This window comes from Pseudomonas sp. MS19 (assembly GCF_013277615.1).
Taxonomy (GTDB): Bacteria; Pseudomonadota; Gammaproteobacteria; order Pseudomonadales; family Pseudomonadaceae; genus Aquipseudomonas; species Aquipseudomonas marincola.
In genome coordinates this window covers 44,306-59,692 of record NZ_VBTO01000025.1, presented here as the reverse complement: position 1 = coordinate 59,692, position 15,387 = coordinate 44,306, and the positions used below count along the sequence as shown (strand labels likewise).

Annotated in this window: 11 protein-coding genes and 1 pseudogene; 1 reads left to right on the top strand and 11 read right to left on the bottom strand. The window is 56.0% G+C overall.

The features are described from left to right. Positions 1-77: 77 nt before the first annotated feature. From FEZ62_RS20395 to bioB, 11 genes and pseudogenes are all read right to left on the bottom strand, one after another. Positions 78-1,082: a DUF6708 domain-containing protein gene (locus FEZ62_RS20395; RefSeq protein WP_242455008.1), complete on the bottom strand. Its 1,005-nt coding sequence runs from the start codon at positions 1,080-1,082 to the stop codon at positions 78-80. A gap of 26 nt (positions 1,083-1,108) precedes the next feature. Next, positions 1,109-2,080: a hypothetical protein gene (locus FEZ62_RS20390; RefSeq protein ID WP_242455007.1), complete on the bottom strand. Its 972-nt coding sequence runs from the start codon at positions 2,078-2,080 to the stop codon at positions 1,109-1,111. A 737-nt stretch (positions 2,081-2,817) separates the two neighbouring features. Beyond that, positions 2,818-3,393: pseudogene (locus FEZ62_RS20810) on the bottom strand (contractile injection system protein, VgrG/Pvc8 family); the annotation flags it as partial. Between the two features lie 86 nt (positions 3,394-3,479). Next, a complete protein-coding gene (locus FEZ62_RS20380) occupies positions 3,480-5,258 on the bottom strand; it encodes an acyl-CoA dehydrogenase C-terminal domain-containing protein (RefSeq protein WP_090509460.1) in 1,779 nt (592 codons plus the stop codon). A 170-nt stretch (positions 5,259-5,428) separates the two neighbouring features. Beyond that, the gene (locus tag FEZ62_RS20375) at positions 5,429-7,225 is read right to left on the bottom strand and encodes an acyl-CoA dehydrogenase C-terminal domain-containing protein (RefSeq protein WP_172929615.1); all 1,797 of its coding nucleotides are present in this window, start codon (positions 7,223-7,225) and stop codon (positions 5,429-5,431) included. 237 nt (positions 7,226-7,462) lie between these two features. Further along, entirely contained in the window at positions 7,463-9,268 is a 1,806-nt protein-coding gene (locus FEZ62_RS20370) for a phenylacyl-CoA dehydrogenase (RefSeq protein WP_172929614.1), read from the bottom strand. Between the two features lie 547 nt (positions 9,269-9,815). Then, positions 9,816-10,505, bottom strand: coding sequence for a dethiobiotin synthase (bioD, locus tag FEZ62_RS20365; protein ID WP_172929613.1), 690 nt, complete (start codon positions 10,503-10,505; stop codon positions 9,816-9,818). Next, positions 10,502-11,320, bottom strand: a complete 819-nt coding sequence (bioC, locus tag FEZ62_RS20360; RefSeq protein ID WP_172929612.1) for a malonyl-ACP O-methyltransferase BioC — start codon at positions 11,318-11,320, stop codon at positions 10,502-10,504. The genes bioD and bioC overlap by 4 nt, the downstream gene beginning before the upstream one ends. Next, positions 11,313-12,044 (bottom strand): alpha/beta fold hydrolase, encoded by a 732-nt coding sequence (locus FEZ62_RS20355; protein WP_172929611.1) that lies wholly within the window; start codon positions 12,042-12,044, stop codon positions 11,313-11,315. Before FEZ62_RS20355 ends, bioC begins: the two co-directional genes overlap by 8 nt. Further along, complete coding sequence (gene bioF / locus FEZ62_RS20350) at positions 12,037-13,209, bottom strand: 8-amino-7-oxononanoate synthase (RefSeq protein ID WP_172929610.1); 1,173 nt, start codon at positions 13,207-13,209, stop codon at positions 12,037-12,039. The genes FEZ62_RS20355 and bioF overlap by 8 nt, the downstream gene beginning before the upstream one ends. Positions 13,210-13,345: 136 nt before the next feature. Continuing rightward, positions 13,346-14,401, bottom strand: coding sequence for a biotin synthase BioB (gene bioB / locus FEZ62_RS20345; RefSeq protein ID WP_090509445.1), 1,056 nt, complete (start codon positions 14,399-14,401; stop codon positions 13,346-13,348). Between the two features lie 236 nt (positions 14,402-14,637). Between bioB and FEZ62_RS20340 the strand changes: the two genes are divergently transcribed. Next, a complete protein-coding gene (locus FEZ62_RS20340; protein ID WP_172929618.1) occupies positions 14,638-15,357 on the top strand; it encodes a ComF family protein in 720 nt (239 codons plus the stop codon). Positions 15,358-15,387: the final 30 nt, after the last annotated feature.

Here is a 15,387-nt window from a genome sequence, read left to right as displayed (position 1 = left end):
GTGGGGTTCATGGAGCGGATACTACACAAATACTTCCATAGTCAGCTCAATCAACGCTGCAGTAGGAGTACTCATAGCTATTCAGTTGGCCAGTTAGACTTTTCAGGGCGTGTGCTTTTAGGCAACGAGTCACGATAGGCCGCTTCTTTAGCAGCTTCTTCGGCGTGAATAATTTCAAGCTCGGCTTCACGCTGTTTTATCGCCAGATCCAGTTCTGGAGAACGCTTGGCCCATTGTTCTGGGGGCAATGGTTTTGACCATTCAATGATGGTGGGGTCGGTTAAATCAGGAGGAGGAAACAACTTCTTTCTCTGCAAGTACATTGAAAGCGGAGCATTAAATATGAATACCCCAAGAATACCTTCCCACATAATTGTCAAGAACCAACCCCGCTGGCTGGCCTTGCCTTTCATGTAATCAACGTAATACTTTAAATTCGATCCTGAGCCTAGGTCTGCGGCGTGCGGTACATCGGCTGGGTCAGCCTCCATATAACTACGCATGCACTCCCACAAACTCATAGCTGTACTGCCGCCACCACAATTAAAGCCCATGCTCCAATCAGTTTTTCCCTTCTTGGCATCAGGGTCTGGATTTTTAAAACCAACAACTAGCAAGCCTTGCGTGGTTTTTCCCGCCTGACTTACAAATGAGGTTTGAGTCGCGGCAGCGGTGACAGTTTCCCAAGGTACGATCCAGTAACTACCGTCTTTCTGTGGTACGCATACTTCGCGGCGTTGACGATTGAAACGGACAGGTAAAGGGACGGGACGTATTAGAGAAATAACTAAAATGATAATAGGAAAAGCAATAAAACAGAAAAAACCAAACCAGTATATAATATCAAGCTTCGCCAGATCTTCATAAACTGTTGACACGCCAAACAAAAGCATAAGCGGCCAAACCATCATTACAAACGAACCAACACTGTAATCACCGATATCAATAAAAACATCATTCTTGCGCCAAATCGTATTCAAAACATCCTTTGGTGACTGCCCTGTCGGTATGGCCAGTGGAGCTAGATAGTCATCTCGTGACATGAAGCCCTTTTTACTTGTTCCCGCTTGTAGGGTACTCATAGTTATTGAGTTGGCCAGTTAGACTTTTAAGGGCGCGTGCTTTTAGGCAACGAGTCACGATAGGCCGCTTCTTTAGCAACTTCTTCGGCGTGAATAATTTCAAGCTCGGCTTCACGCTGTTTTATCGCCAGATCCAGTTCTGGAGAACGCTTAGCCCATTGTTCTGGGGGCAATGGTCTTGACCATTCAATGATGGTGGGGTCGGTTAAACTTGGAGGTGGTGCCAGTTTAAGGTTTTGAAGCTTTTCTGCTACATACGCCCCGAAAGCAACGATAAAAAAAACTCCTTGAAGCACATCCCTGTAGTCTTTCTTGCGAAAACTAGTGACGATCGATCCAATTTGTGACTCTTCATAGATATTTCGATTTAATCTGCTGTCCGGCACTGCATCTGGGCCAATCTCCATATAACTTCGCATGCATTCCCATAAACACATCGCTGTTCTACCACCACCACAATTAAAGCCCATACTCCAATCGGTTTTACCCTTCTTAGCATCAGGATCGGGGTTTCTAAATCCAACGATTAACAATCCTTGAGTAGTTTTACCTGCCTGACTTACAGATGAGGATTGAGTCGCGGCAGCGGTGACAGTTTCCCAAGGTACGATCCAGTAGCTACCGTCTTTTTGTGGCACGCATACTTCACGGCGTTGACGATTAAAACGAACAGGAAGAGGGACAGAGCAAGATAAAATTATAACTAACAAAGCTAAAGGAAAACCAACAAAACATGCAAAAGCAATCCAAAACATCAAATCAAAATCACCCATAAGATCAAAATATGTTAATAAACCAAACGTAACTATGATAGGCCAAGTAACAAGTACAAATGAACCAACACTGTAATCACCGATATCAATAAACACATCATTCTTGCGCCAAATCGTATTCAACACATCCTTTGGTGACTGCCCTGTTGGTATTGCCAGTGGAGCTAGATAGTCATCTCGTGACATGAAGCCCTTTTTACTTGATCCCGCTTGTGGGGTACTCATGGATGACCTTTAGGTTGCAGATATATTGAACACTCAGCGTTACCAAGGGGGTGAATGGTTGCTTGGATTAATTCGCTTGGCAGTTCCGTTGAGCGTAATTCGATTATTTCGCCATCACTATCTACAGTGAACGCCAAGCCATGAATCCCTCCAACAATGGGTTCAACACCTGCTAAGGTGGCGATAGGGCTGTGATAACCCAAACGCATTGAGACTTTGCTTGGTTGGGAACCGAACAGATCATTAATCAAGAATGGTCCAGTTAAGCGTAACCCCTGACCTTCATCCGCAGGGATCCACGTGCATTCACTGGTACTTAGCCACTGAGCACCAATGTCAATCATCCGACCACCGCCAAACAATGATTGCCCATGAGAAGCGGGCATATACACTGGGTTGCCCGCTAGAGCGAAAGCCAAACGTGCGGTTGTGGGTACCGCGCTGGGTAGATCTATACTCAACTGGCTAATATAACTGGATGAACCCAGCAGGCTTCCGCTAGTTTCAATGCTGACACGCGGGGTGTAGAGCAGATTTAATAATTCCTCAAGTTCACTAACTTGTTCATTGGGTGTAATTATCTCATATTTGATAGTCCGGAGCCTCGACCAACAACAACCAGCCAAGAATCTTTGCACGGGTGTAGCTTGTTTCCACCAAGCATAAAAATAAGAAACGCCAAGCCCTAGCAACAATAAATTAATTGGCCCCATACCTAATCGATATCGAGAGATTGCGGTAACCACTGCGCTTTGGCTGCCGAGAATGCGCGGTCGGGGGTGGCGCAAAGGGGGCCGATGAATCACCGCCCAGGGCGTAGCAATAAAGACATTGCGATAGCCGTGGTCGAAGTCATCCTTGAGCTGGGTCGTATCGCTGCTCACTGACTCTTCGAGAACTTGCGGCTGTTTGCCTTCATGGCGCACCTCATTGATCAGCCACAAGTCATTCCACTCAGACTTTGGATGATTGCTCAGAGCAAGAAAGTGGCCACTTACCAGACTCGGCTGATCACTGCGCCCCTCAACCAATTCATAGTCACTACGCTGGCGTTCAAGAGCCCTACTGGTGAGTTGTTTGCCGTGCTCTTGCTGAGTAAAGCGCCCCGGATAATCGTAATCCTCAAGGTCGGGCATGAAGGTGGTTTCTGCAGCGCTTTCAAGCTTTGTGCTGGGCTTTTCAAAGTCATAGTCACGGCGGGTTACGCGTGTGGTGCGGGTTTGCGTACGCAGGTTAAAGCGTTTGATCACCGGCTCATCGGCGACCATAGCTGAGGAGGACAATGGGATCGAACAAGCCGCGCAAGCCCACAACGAAAACGCCCCGAGCTGAACTCAATCAGTCGGGGCGTTTCCTTGATACAGCTTAAGCCGCGCTGAACAGCCGCGCGGCCCGGCTATCAGAACTGCTCTGCATCGAGCAGGTACAGGCTTTCGCTACCGGCTTTGACCGAGGCGCTCAGCGAGTGAATACGCGGCAGCACGCGAGCGAAGTAGAAGCGTGCAGTGCCAAGCTTGCTGACGTAGAAATCATCTTCGCCTTGCTTGCTCAGCGCAGTGCGCGCCATCAGTGCCCACATGTAAGCGTAAGCGGTGTAGCCGAAGGCATGCAGGTATTCAACAGAAGCCGCACCGATTTCATTCGGGTTGCTCTTGGCGCGTTCCAGCAGGTCAGCAGTCATCTGCTCAAGGATGCTGATTGCGCCCTTCAGCGGCTCAACGAATTCGGCCAGCGATGCGTCGGCAGAATCAGTGAATGCCTTGATCTCGTCAGCGAAGTGCTTGTAGAACGCACCGCCGCTACCGATGACCTTACGGCCAACCAGATCAAGCGCCTGAATGCCGTTGGTGCCTTCGTAGATCTGAGTGATACGGCAATCGCGAACCAGCTGCTCCTGGCCCCACTCACGGATGAAACCGTGACCGCCAAAGATCTGCTGGCCGTGAATAGTGGTTTCCAGCCCTGCGTCGGTCAGGAAGGCCTTGGCCACTGGCGTGAGCAATGCAACCAGCTCTTCGGCACGCTTGCGGGTCGTTGGGTCTTCGCTGAACTTGGCGGTGTCGAGCTGCATGGCAACGTAGCTGGAGAAAGCGCGACCGCCTTCGTTCAGCGACTTCATGGTCAACAGCATACGACGAACATCGGGATGCACGATGATCGGGTCGGCAGCTTTATCAGTCGCCACAGGGCCAGTCGGCGCACGGCTCTGAATACGCTCACGGGCATATTCAATCGCGCTCTGGTAAGAACGCTCGCCAGTCGACAAGCCTTGGATGCCCACGCCCAGACGCTCGTAGTTCATCATGGTGAACATGGCTGCAAGGCCGCGATTAGGCGCGTCGATGATGTAGCCGGTAGCGCCGTCGAAGTTCATTACGCAGGTCGCAGAACCCTTGATGCCCATTTTGTGTTCGATGGAGCCGCACGACAGGCTGTTGGCTTCGCCCAGCGAGCCATCAGCGTTGACCATGAACTTCGGTACCAGAAACAGCGAGATACCTTTAGGGCCTGCTGGCGCGTCTGGCAGCTTGGCCAGAACCAGATGAATGATGTTCTCGGTCAGATCGTGCTCACCGCCGGTGATGAAGATCTTGGTGCCGCTGACCTTGTAGCTGCCGTCAGCCTGAGGCTCGGCCTTGGTGCGGATGATGCCAAGGTCGGTACCTGCGTGCGGTTCGGTCAGGCACATGGAACCCGCCCACGTACCGGCGTACATATTAGGCAGGTACTTTTCCTTGAGTTCTTCGCTGGCGTGAGCGTTGATCGACAAGCACGCACCGGCAGTCAGCATCGGGTACAGGCCGAACGACAGGTTGGCCGAGTTGACCATTTCTTCGACCTGCGCCGAGATTACTTTCGGCATGCCCATGCCGCCGAACACAGGGTCGCCACCCACACCAACCCAGCCGCCTTCAGCGTAGGTCTTGTAAGCCGCTGGGAAACCATCCGGGGTTTTCACCGCGCCGTTGGTCCAGGTGCAGCCTTCTTCGTCGCCGCTGCGATTAAGTGGCGCGATGATGCCGGCAGTAACTTTGCCCGCTTCTTCAAGAATTGCATTGGCGGTGTCTTCATCCACCACTTCGGCCAGAGCCGGTAATTCGGCCCACAGCTTAGATACTTCGAATACTTCGTTAAGCACAAAGCGCATATCGCGCAGGGGAGCTTTGTAATCCGCCATGGGTCATTCCTCAAACATGAAAAACAGATTTGCAACAGACTTTCGAGTGTACCCGAACAACATTACCGACACATAGGGTCGAGTTGTGACTGAATATCCACGAAATGTTCGCAGATTATTGAAATAAAAAGACCCGCCGAATGGCGGGTCTGTAAACGTTAAGCCGTTCGTCAGAGAGCGAGACTTTCAGCGCTCATGGCCATCATGCAATCACTGCCCGCCTGAGCGGCAGCCAGGTGCGAAGTGGTACGTGGCAACAGGCGCTTGAAGAAGAACTCGCAGGTCGCCAACTTGGCTTTGTAGAACTCGGCATCATCGGTTCCAGCGGCCAGTTTTTCCGAAGCAACCAGTGCCATACGCAGCCACAGGTACGCCTGAATCACGTAGCCCGAGAACATCAGATAATCGACCGATGCCGCGCCGACCTCGTCCGGATTCTTCATGGCGGCCATACCAATCTGCTGGGTCAGTTCGCCCCACTGCTTATTCAAGCCGGCGAGCTGCGCAACGTAAGGTTTGAACTCGGCGTTATCAGCCTGCGCCTCGCAGAACTTGTGCACAATCTTGGTGAACCCACGGAGCAATTTGCCCTGGCTGCCCAACACCTTACGACCCAACAAATCGAGCGCCTGAATGCCGTTGGTGCCTTCATAGATCAGCGAGATCCGGCAGTCACGCACCAGCTGCTCCATGCCCCACTCGCGAATGTAGCCGTGGCCGCCGAACACCTGCATGCCAGTGTTAGTCACTTCAAGGCCGGTTTCGGTCATGAAGGCTTTGCAGATTGGCGTCAACAGCGCCAGCAGGTTTTCAGCCTCCTCACGCGCCTCGTCACTGACACCGTGGTGAGCCTGATCAAGCAACTGCGCCGTGAAGTAGGCAAGCGCACGGTTGCCCTGGTTGAAGGCCTTCATGGTCAGCAACATGCGGCGCACATCGGGATGCACAATGATCGGATCAGCCGCTTTATCCGGCGCTTTTGGCCCGGTCAGCGAACGCATTTGCAGACGGTCGTTGGCGTATTTGATGGCGCCCTGGAAGCTGGCTTCGCCCAGACACAAGCCCTGCATGCCGGTGCCCAAACGCGCATGGTTCATCATGGTGAACATGCAGTTGAGACCCTTGTTGAGTTCGCCAATCAGATAACCGCGGGCACTGTCGAAGTTGATCACACAGGTAGCCGATGCCTTGATGCCCATCTTGTGCTCGATCGAGCCGCACGAAACGCCGTTGCGCTCTCCGGCGTTACCCGCCGAATCCGGCAGGAACTTGGGCACGATAAACAGCGAAATACCTTTGGTGCCAGCGGGTGCATCCGGCAGTTTGGCGAGGACCAGATGAACGATGTTCTCGCTCATGTCATGTTCGCCAGCCGAGATGAAAATCTTGCTGCCCGTCACCGCGTAGCTGCCGTCGGCTTGTGGCACGGCCTTGGTCTTGATGATGCCCAGGTCGGTACCGCAATGCGCTTCGGTCAGGCACATGGTGCCGGTCCACGTACCCTCGGTGAGCTTGGTCAGGTAGGTCTGCTTCTGCTCCTCGCTGCCGTGCGCATGAATCGCCGACATGGCGCCATGCGTAAGGCCCGGATACATGCCCCATGAGGTGTTACTGGCGCCGACCATTTCGCTGACCATCAGCCCCAGCGAGCTTGGCAGGCCCTGGCCGCCATAGGCTGGGTCCGCCGCCAGGCCGTTCCAGCCGCCTTCGACATACAGCGCGAAGGCTTCCTTGAACCCTTCAGGCGTAGTGACGACACCGTTGTTGAACTGGCACTCCTGCTCGTCACCGGTGCGGTTGATCGGTGCCAGCACTTGTTCGCAAAACTTGGCGCCTTCTTCAAGGATGGCGCTGACCATGTCTGGCGTGGCATCGGTTGCGCCCTGCGCGGCATAGCTTGAGTGAAAATCAAAAACTTCATCGACCAGAAAGCGCATGTCGCGCATCGGTGCTTTGTAGTCAGGCATATTCATTCTCCGTTAGCAGGCGCGTATGGCACCTAATTTAGGGGGCGCGCAATAATGTCCCTACGCTACTGCGTGTGAGCGACGGGAACAACAGAACTCGCCTTGCTGAATGCACCTGCATAAATGAGCGCGACAAACGGCAGGCGAAAAAAAACCGCTGCGTTTAACGGCAGCGGTTTTTGTACCTGCGATGAACCCGGAAACTAACGCATTACGGCGCAGTTTCCGGCGGGCTGATTAATAGCCCAGATCGAAGTTCTCTTCGCTCATGTCCATCAGGTTGTTGGCGCCCGACAGCATGGTTTCAACATGAGTGCGGGTACGCGGCAGGATGCGGGCGAAGTAGAAGCGCGCAGTCTGCAGCTTGGCCTTATAGAACGCTTCTTCGCTGGTACCGGCAGCCAATTTCTCAGCAGCCAGACGCGCGATGTCAGCCCAGAAGTAAGCCAGGCAGGCGTAACCGCTGTACATCAGGTAATCAACCGATGCAGCGCCCACTTCTTCACGATCTTTCATCGCAGCCATGCCGACCTTCATGGTCACATCAGCCCACTCTTTGTTCAGTTTGGCCAGCGGCGCAACGAACTCGCTAATCGCTTCGTTGCCTTCGTTAGCCTGGCAGAACTTGTGCACGATCTTGGTGAAGCCTTTGAGTGCTTCGCCCTGAGTCATCAGAACTTTACGACCCAGCAGGTCGAGTGCCTGAATACCGGTAGTGCCTTCGTACAGCATCGAGATACGGCTGTCGCGAACGTTCTGCTCCATGCCCCACTCGGCGATGAAACCGTGGCCGCCATAAATCTGCACGCCGTGGTTCGCCGCTTCAAAACCAACTTCGGTCATGAATGCTTTCGCGATTGGAGTCAGGAAGGCCAGCAGTGCGTCTGCCTGCTTCTTCTCTTCTTCGTTCTGGCTGTACTTGACAATGTCGACCTGCTTGGCAGTGAAGTAAACCATTGCGCGATTGCCTTCGGCGAACGCTTTCATGGTCAGCAACATGCGGCGCACGTCTGGGTGAACGATGATCGGGTCAGCGGCTTTTTCCGGCGCTTTCGGGCCAGTCAGAGCACGCATCTGCAAACGTTCACGCGCATACTTCAAGCCACCCTGGAAACCGGCTTCGGCGTGAGCCAGGCCCTGCAGAGCAGTACCCAGACGCGCAGTGTTCATGAAGGTGAACATGCAGTTCAGGCCTTTGTTGGCCGGGCCAATCAGGAAGCCAGTAGCGCCGTCGAAGTTCATCACACAGGTCGCGTTACCGTGGATACCCATCTTGTGCTCAAGCGAGCCACAGGTAACCGCGTTGCGCTCACCCGCGCCGCCTTCAGCGTTCGGCAGGAACTTAGGCACGATGAACAGCGAGATACCTTTGGTACCCGCAGGTGCATCTAGCAGACGTGCGAGCACGATGTGGACGATGTTGTCGGCCATGTCGTGTTCACCGGCCGAGATGAAGATCTTGGTGCCGGAAACTTTGTAGGAACCGTCAGCCTGTGGCTCTGCTTTAGTGCGCAGCATGCCCAGGTCAGTACCGCAATGAGGCTCGGTCAGGCACATGGTGCCAGTCCACTCGCCGCTTACCAGCTTGTCCAGGTAGGCGTGCTTCTGCTCGTCGGTACCGTGGGCAGCGATGGTGTTCATTGCACCGTGCGACAGGCCCGGGTACATGCCCCACGACCAGTTGGAAGTGCCAACCATTTCGCTGATAACCAGACCGAGCGACTCAGGCAGGCCCTGGCCGCCGTGATCGACGTCATGGGCCAGGCTCGGCCAGCCGCCTTCAACATACTGCTTGTAAGCTTCTTTGAAGCCAGTCGGGGTTTTTACGCCCTCTTCGCTCCAGGTACAGCCTTCGATGTCACCCACACGGTTCAGCGGAGACAGCACCTGCTCACAGAACTTGGCGCCTTCTTCAAGAATGGCGCTAACCATATCTGGCGTGGCGTCCTGGCAGCCGGGGAGGCTCTGGTAATGCGCTTCATAGCCGAGCAGCTCGTCACGTACGAAGCGAATATCACGCAAGGGGGCCTTGTAATCAGGCATAGCGAATAACCTCTGCGGTGGTCGGTATGGATGACCGAATAAAAGGGTTCGATTACGGGTGAATCCCGCATGTCTGACCGCGACGAAACGCCACAATCAAACAGGTGTTTGAAACATACGTTTACGCCCCCGCCTTGTCAAGCACCTCAATCAGCCAGATGCAAATATCCCTCGCCCGCGCATTATCGGCAGCGCGATGCTCAAAAATGGCGCATGCGGGTTCGCGAGATGCAGTGATGAAACAGCGACTGTTAACGTATGTGGGGCCCGTAAACCAGGGCATTCGCTGCGCGGCATAAAGCAGGAATTGCGGTTTGAAGGTTTACGGGCGTATCAGAAATGGCGCGATGGGCTGGATGAGTGGCGCAGCCGTCTATCGGATTCAGATGAGTGAACCCAGTAATTTCAGCTTTGGGACTAAAGCTGAAATTACATACGACAATGCTATCCGCCTGGTGATTGCGAGGCGCGCAGTCGCAGGATCAGGCGTCCAGCACGGTTCAACACGCTGAAACGCCCATTAGCTCAACCCGCGACGGACCAGCGCCTAGAGCGTTTCTTCGATCAGGCTGAACTCGAGATGCTGGGCAACGGCCGCTGGAGTCGGTTGTGCCAGACGCGGCACACGACCCAGACAAGGCGCAGGCAAGCGCTCGGCCAGCGTGGCGAGATTTTCTTCAAGGCGCGAAGTGTCTGGATCGACGATATTGGCGACCCAGCCTGCCAGCTCCAGGCCGTCACGGGCGATGGCTTCGGCGGTCAGCACCGCGTGATTGATGCAGCCCAGGCGCACGCCGACCACTAAAACCACCGGCAACTTGAGGCTGATCACCAGATCGGAAATCGAAGCCTGTCCCGCCAAGGGCACGCGCCAACCGCCCGCGCCTTCGACCAGTGTGAAGTCAGCCCCTTTATCTATCACTGCCTGCACCGGCCCGCGCAGGCTGGCAACACTCAATTCGACTCCAGCTTCACGGGCGGCCAGATGCGGGGCAATCGCCGGTTCGAAAGCCAGTGGATTAACTTCATCGTAAGTGAGTGCCAAGGTGCACTCGCCCAGCAGCGCCAGCGCATCTTCATTGCGCAGGCCTTCACGGGTTTTATGGCAGCCGGATGCAACCGGCTTGGCCGCGGCGGTTGAGTAACCAGCCAGGCGTGCGGCATGCAGCAAGCCGCAGGCAATGGTGGTTTTACCGATTTCGGTATCGGTGCCGGTGACAAAAAATACTGCGCTCATACAGGTACCTCGCTGGCGCTTGCTTTGCGCAAAACGCCGTAAACGACTTGATAGGTCGCTGGCAAACCTTGCGGCTGACGGAACTGCTCATAAGCCTTGAGCAAGGCCTGCACGCGCGCGCGGCCAGTCAGGCCACCGGGACGCCCCGGATTGAGGTTATGCGCCCCGAGCGCTTTGAGCTCATGGGTAAGGCTGCGCACATCCGGGAAATACAAGGTTTCAGGGCGGGTTTGCAGGCTCAAAAGCTGCAAGCCGCTGCTTGCCGCATACCGTTGATAATCGTCGAACTGACGGAAGGGATTGACGTGCACAAAGCCGTCTACCGCTTGCCAGCTGTCCCGCAGCTCACACAACGTGCCCACGCACAAGCTGCTGAATACCAGCACACCGTTGGGCCGCAATACGCGAGCGGCCTCACTGAGCACGCTGGAGAAATCCGCGCACCATTGCAGCGCCAGGCTGGAAAAAATCAGATCGACCGAGCCACTGCGCAACGGCAGCTTTTCGGCGTCACCGGCGATGAAATGCTCAGCCCCGCCCTGAGGCTGAGCGTGTGCCAACATGCCCTCGGCAATGTCCAGCGCCAAGCCGCTTGCCCCGGCGTATTGCGGCGCCAGCACGCGACTGAAATAACCGGTGCCGCAACCCAGATCGAGCCAGTGTTGTGGCTGCAAGTCGTCAGGCACTTGCTGCAACAACTGATGACCCACAGTACGCTGCAATTCAGCGACGCTGTCGTAACTGCCCGCCGCACGCGAGAACGAGGCGGCAACCTGGCGTTTGTCGGGCAAAGACGCCTGGATATATTCAGACATCGCTAACCTCGGTCAAAAATGCATCAATCGCTGCCGCCACTTCGTGCGGGCGCTCCAGCACAAAAGCATGACTGGCGTTGTCGATCAGTCCGATTTCGACATCCGCCAACAACTCGAGCAATTGCCCGGCAGCCGTCGCCGGCACCAGTGCATCGCTGCCTGCGAACAGATGCAGTTGCGGGCCGGCATAACCCTGCAGCGCCTCGCGGGTATCCAGTGACGCGAGTAAATCCAGGCTAGCCAACAAGGCTGCTGGCGGACAATGCGGAGCGCCACCGACCAGCAACCGCGAAAGCCCGCGAGCATCTTCCGCGCCCTGACTACAGAGCAGCGCAAAACGCTTGAGAATAGTTGCAGGCTCGGTCGCGCAGGCCTGACGGAAGGCATCGAAGGTTTCACCCGCCATCGCACACGGCCAGTCGTCCAGCGCAATGAAACTGCTGTTACTGGCCAATGTCACCAAGCCAGGACAACGTTCACCGCGATAGGCCGCCAGTTCGGCCGCAAGCATGCCGCCAAGCGACCAGCCACCCAGCCAGGCATTGTCGGCCAGTCGGTCATCCAGTTCTTCGAGCCAGGCTTGCGGGTCGCTGCCAAGCAATTCTGGCAACGGTTCAATTTCGACGTGCAAGCGCTCATCGAGTCCGCGCAAGGCATCTGCCAACGGCTGCAATGGCGCCGTGCCCAAGCCCCAACCGGCCAATAGAACCAGGCGATTACGCATGCTCGGCCTCCATTATTGCGTTGCAGTCCGCCAACGCCTCAAGCAACACATCGAGCTGTTCGACACTGTGCGCCGCCGACAAGGTTACCCGCAGCCGCGCACTGCCAGCCGGCACCGTTGGCGGGCGAATGGCCGTGACCAGAATGCCGCGATCGCGCAGTAGCTGCGAAAAGCGCATGGCGCGGTCACTGTCACCGATCACAATTGGCTGAATCGGCGTGGAGCTCTGCATTAACTCTAGGCCGATATTGCCGACCCCTGCACGAAAACGCTGAATCAGCGCATCCAGGTGTTCGCGCCGCCAATGCTCGCGGCGCAGCAACTCAAGGCTTTTCAGCGTGGCGCAGGCCAGCGCGGGTGGCTGACTGGTTGTATAAATGTAGGGCCGGGCAAATTGCACCAGGGTTTCGATCAATTCCTCGCTGCCGGCAACAAATGCACCAGCTGTGCCGAAGGCCTTGCCCAGCGTACCGACCAACACCTGCACGGCGTCAACGCCCAACCCGAAGTGTTCTGCAATGCCGCCACCGGTTGCGCCCACAGGCCCAAACCCGTGGGCATCATCAACCATCACCCAGGCATCACGTTTTTTGGCCTCGGCGCACAGCGCTGGCAGGTCAGCCGTATCGCCGTCCATGCTGAACACACCGTCGGTGACGACCAGCGTGTTGCCCGCGGCCTTCTCCAGGCGACTGGCAAGGCTGGCCGCATCGTTGTGCAAATAGCGCGAGAAACGGGCATTGCTGAGCAAGCCGGCATCGAGCAGGGAGGCATGATTGAGGCGGTCTTCCAGAACCGTGTCGCCCTGACCAATCAACGCGGTAACCGCGCCAAGATTGGCCATGTAGCCCGTGGAGAACAGCAGCGCGCGCGGACGCCCGGTGAAGTCGGCAAGCGCCTCCTCCAACTCGTGATGCGGCGTGCTGTGGCCAATTACCAAGTGCGAGGCGCCGCCGCCAACACCCCAGCGCGCAGCACCCGCGCGCCAGGCTTCGATCACCTGAGGATGATTGGCAAGGCCCAGATAGTCGTTGGAACAAAACGCCAGCAACTCGCGGCCATCAACCTGCACCACAGGGCCTTGCGGCGACTCCAGCAAGGGACGCTGACGGTACAGATACGCGGCGCGGCGCTCGGCTAGGCGTGTGGCGAGATCAAATGGCATGGCAGTCCCGAAGGTGCGCAATCACTAAAACCTGTAGCGGCTAAAGTGATTGCAGTAACAAGGCAGGCAAACGATTACGGGCGCCAGCAGGCTCAAGAGCATGAGCAACTTAACTGGCACCGTTCACAGCAACGGCTCAAACCGCGGCGTTGTAGAACTGCTCGCTGCTCTTTTGTTCGATCAGGGCTTGCTCGATAGCGGCCTGATGCACTTCATCGGCGTGCTCTTCGCGCTCTTCCGGCTTGATGCCCAAACGCGCGAACAGCTCCATGTCCTTGTTGGCTTGCGGGTTGACCGTGGTCAGCAGTTTCTCGCCATAGAAAATCGAGTTGGCGCCGGCGAAGAACGCCAATGCCTGCATCTGGTCATTCATCGCCTCACGGCCGGCAGAAAGGCGCACATGCGATTTCGGCATCATGATCCGCGCAACCGCCAACGTGCGGATGAAGTCGAATGGATCAACGTCCTTCTCTTCAGCCAACGGCGTGCCTTTGACCTTGACCAACATGTTGATCGGCACCGACTCCGGATGCTCAGGCAAGTTGGCCAGTTGGATGAGCAGGTTCGCCCGGTCATCCAGCGACTCGCCAAGACCGAGAATCCCGCCGGAGCAGATTTTCATGCCGGAATCACGCACATAGGCCAGTGTTTCCAGGCGATCCGCGTAGGTGCGCGTAGTAATGATGTTGCCGTAGAACTCCGGCGAGGTGTCGAGGTTGTGGTTGTAATAATCCAAACCGGCATCAGCCAGCGCAGCGGTTTGCTCTTTGTCCAGCTTACCCAGTGTCATGCAGGTTTCCAGGCCCAGCGCCTTGACGCCTTTGACCATCTCCAGCACGTAGGGCATGTCTTTAGCTGAAGGATGTTTCCAGGCCGCGCCCATGCAGAAACGAGTCGAGCCGATGGCTTTGGCGTCGGCAGCAGCTTGCAGGACTTTCTGTACTTCCAGCAGTTTTTGTTTTTCCAGGCCGGTGTTGTAGTGGCCGGACTGCGGGCAGTACTTGCAGTCTTCCGGGCAGGCGCCGGTTTTAATCGAAAGCAAGGTTGAGACCTGCACGCGGTTGGCATCGAAATGCTCGCGGTGCACGGTCTGCGCCTGAAACAACAGGTCGTTGAAAGGCTGCTCGAACAGTGCTTTGACTTCAGCTAGCGACCAGTCGTGACGCGTTGCGATAGATGCGGTTGCATTCATGAAAGAGTTCCTTCGACGCTTGGCGGCGTCTGTTGTCAGGGATAACGGCCAAAGCGCCGCAATTCAGGCTTAAGGCATCATAAGTTGTGTATTGACGCTGTCAACCCAGAACAAGACACAGGTTTACATCTGTTCAATTATTGATCTACCGCGAACGACCATCACTCCCATCAAGGCACAGCACACACACCCAACAAGGAGTCGCCATGAGCCCGCTGAAAACGCTATCCGAGCGGATGCTGCGCGCCTTGAGCTGGCGGGCGTCAGGCAGGTGCCTGCTTTGCGATGCCAACGCAGACAATCCGCCGTTAGCTATCTGCAGCGGTTGCGAAGCTGATCTGCCGTGGCTCGGTGCGCATTGCTTGGTATGCGCGTTACCGCTCACTCATCACGGCCTTACATGCGGTGAATGCCTGAAACGCCGGCCGTTTTTTGCACGGGTAGAAGCGCCCTGGCGCTATGAGTTTCCGGTGGCGAGCCTGATAAATCGTTTCAAACACCGGGCTGATATGCCGTTTGGGCGACTGTTGGCGGATTTGCTCACGCAGCATGTGCAGCACGCGCTGGATCAGGGCCTGCCGAGGCCGGACGGCCTGATTGCGGTACCTTTATCGCGAACAAGACAACGCCAGCGCGGCTTCAATCAGGCGCAGATGCTCAGCCAGTGGTTGAGCCGACAGCTGCATATCGACACATTAAAAGACGTACTGATCCGCACCGCCGACGCCCCCGCGCAGCAGCAACTTGATGCCAAGGCGCGTAAACGCAACCTGCGCCACGCCTTTAACCTGCACCCAGATGCCTCGGTCAACGGTTTGCATCTGGCCCTGGTTGATGATGTGCTCACCACCGGCGCCACAGCCGACACCCTTGCCCGCCTGCTGTTGCGTGCGGGCGCTACGCGGGTCGATGTTTACTGCTTGGCACGCACGCCGAAACCGGGTGATAGCACTTGAGCGTGCCTCGCTATGCGCAGCTTGACTTAC

What these genes read in the sequence shown, in the direction of transcription:
- FEZ62_RS20375 (WP_172929615.1), bottom strand. Translation starts at nt 7,225, where the DNA reads ATGCCTGACTACAAAGCACCGATGCGCGACATGCGCTTTCTGGTCGAT.
- FEZ62_RS20390 (WP_242455007.1), bottom strand. Translation starts at nt 2,080, where the DNA reads ATGAGTACCCCACAAGCGGGATCAAGTAAAAAGGGCTTCATGTCACGA.
- bioC (WP_172929612.1), bottom strand. Translation starts at nt 11,320, where the DNA reads ATGTCTGAATATATCCAGGCGTCTTTGCCCGACAAACGCCAGGTTGCC.
- FEZ62_RS20395 (WP_242455008.1), bottom strand. Translation starts at nt 1,082, where the DNA reads ATGAGTACCCTACAAGCGGGAACAAGTAAAAAGGGCTTCATGTCACGA.
- bioB (WP_090509445.1), bottom strand. Translation starts at nt 14,401, where the DNA reads ATGAATGCAACCGCATCTATCGCAACGCGTCACGACTGGTCGCTAGCT.
- FEZ62_RS20380 (WP_090509460.1), bottom strand. Translation starts at nt 5,258, where the DNA reads ATGGCGGATTACAAAGCTCCCCTGCGCGATATGCGCTTTGTGCTTAAC.
- FEZ62_RS20340 (WP_172929618.1), top strand. Translation starts at nt 14,638, where the DNA reads ATGCTGCGCGCCTTGAGCTGGCGGGCGTCAGGCAGGTGCCTGCTTTGC.
- FEZ62_RS20355 (WP_172929611.1), bottom strand. Translation starts at nt 12,044, where the DNA reads ATGCGTAATCGCCTGGTTCTATTGGCCGGTTGGGGCTTGGGCACGGCG.
- bioD (WP_172929613.1), bottom strand. Translation starts at nt 10,505, where the DNA reads ATGAGCGCAGTATTTTTTGTCACCGGCACCGATACCGAAATCGGTAAA.
- bioF (WP_172929610.1), bottom strand. Translation starts at nt 13,209, where the DNA reads ATGCCATTTGATCTCGCCACACGCCTAGCCGAGCGCCGCGCCGCGTAT.
- FEZ62_RS20370 (WP_172929614.1), bottom strand. Translation starts at nt 9,268, where the DNA reads ATGCCTGATTACAAGGCCCCCTTGCGTGATATTCGCTTCGTACGTGAC.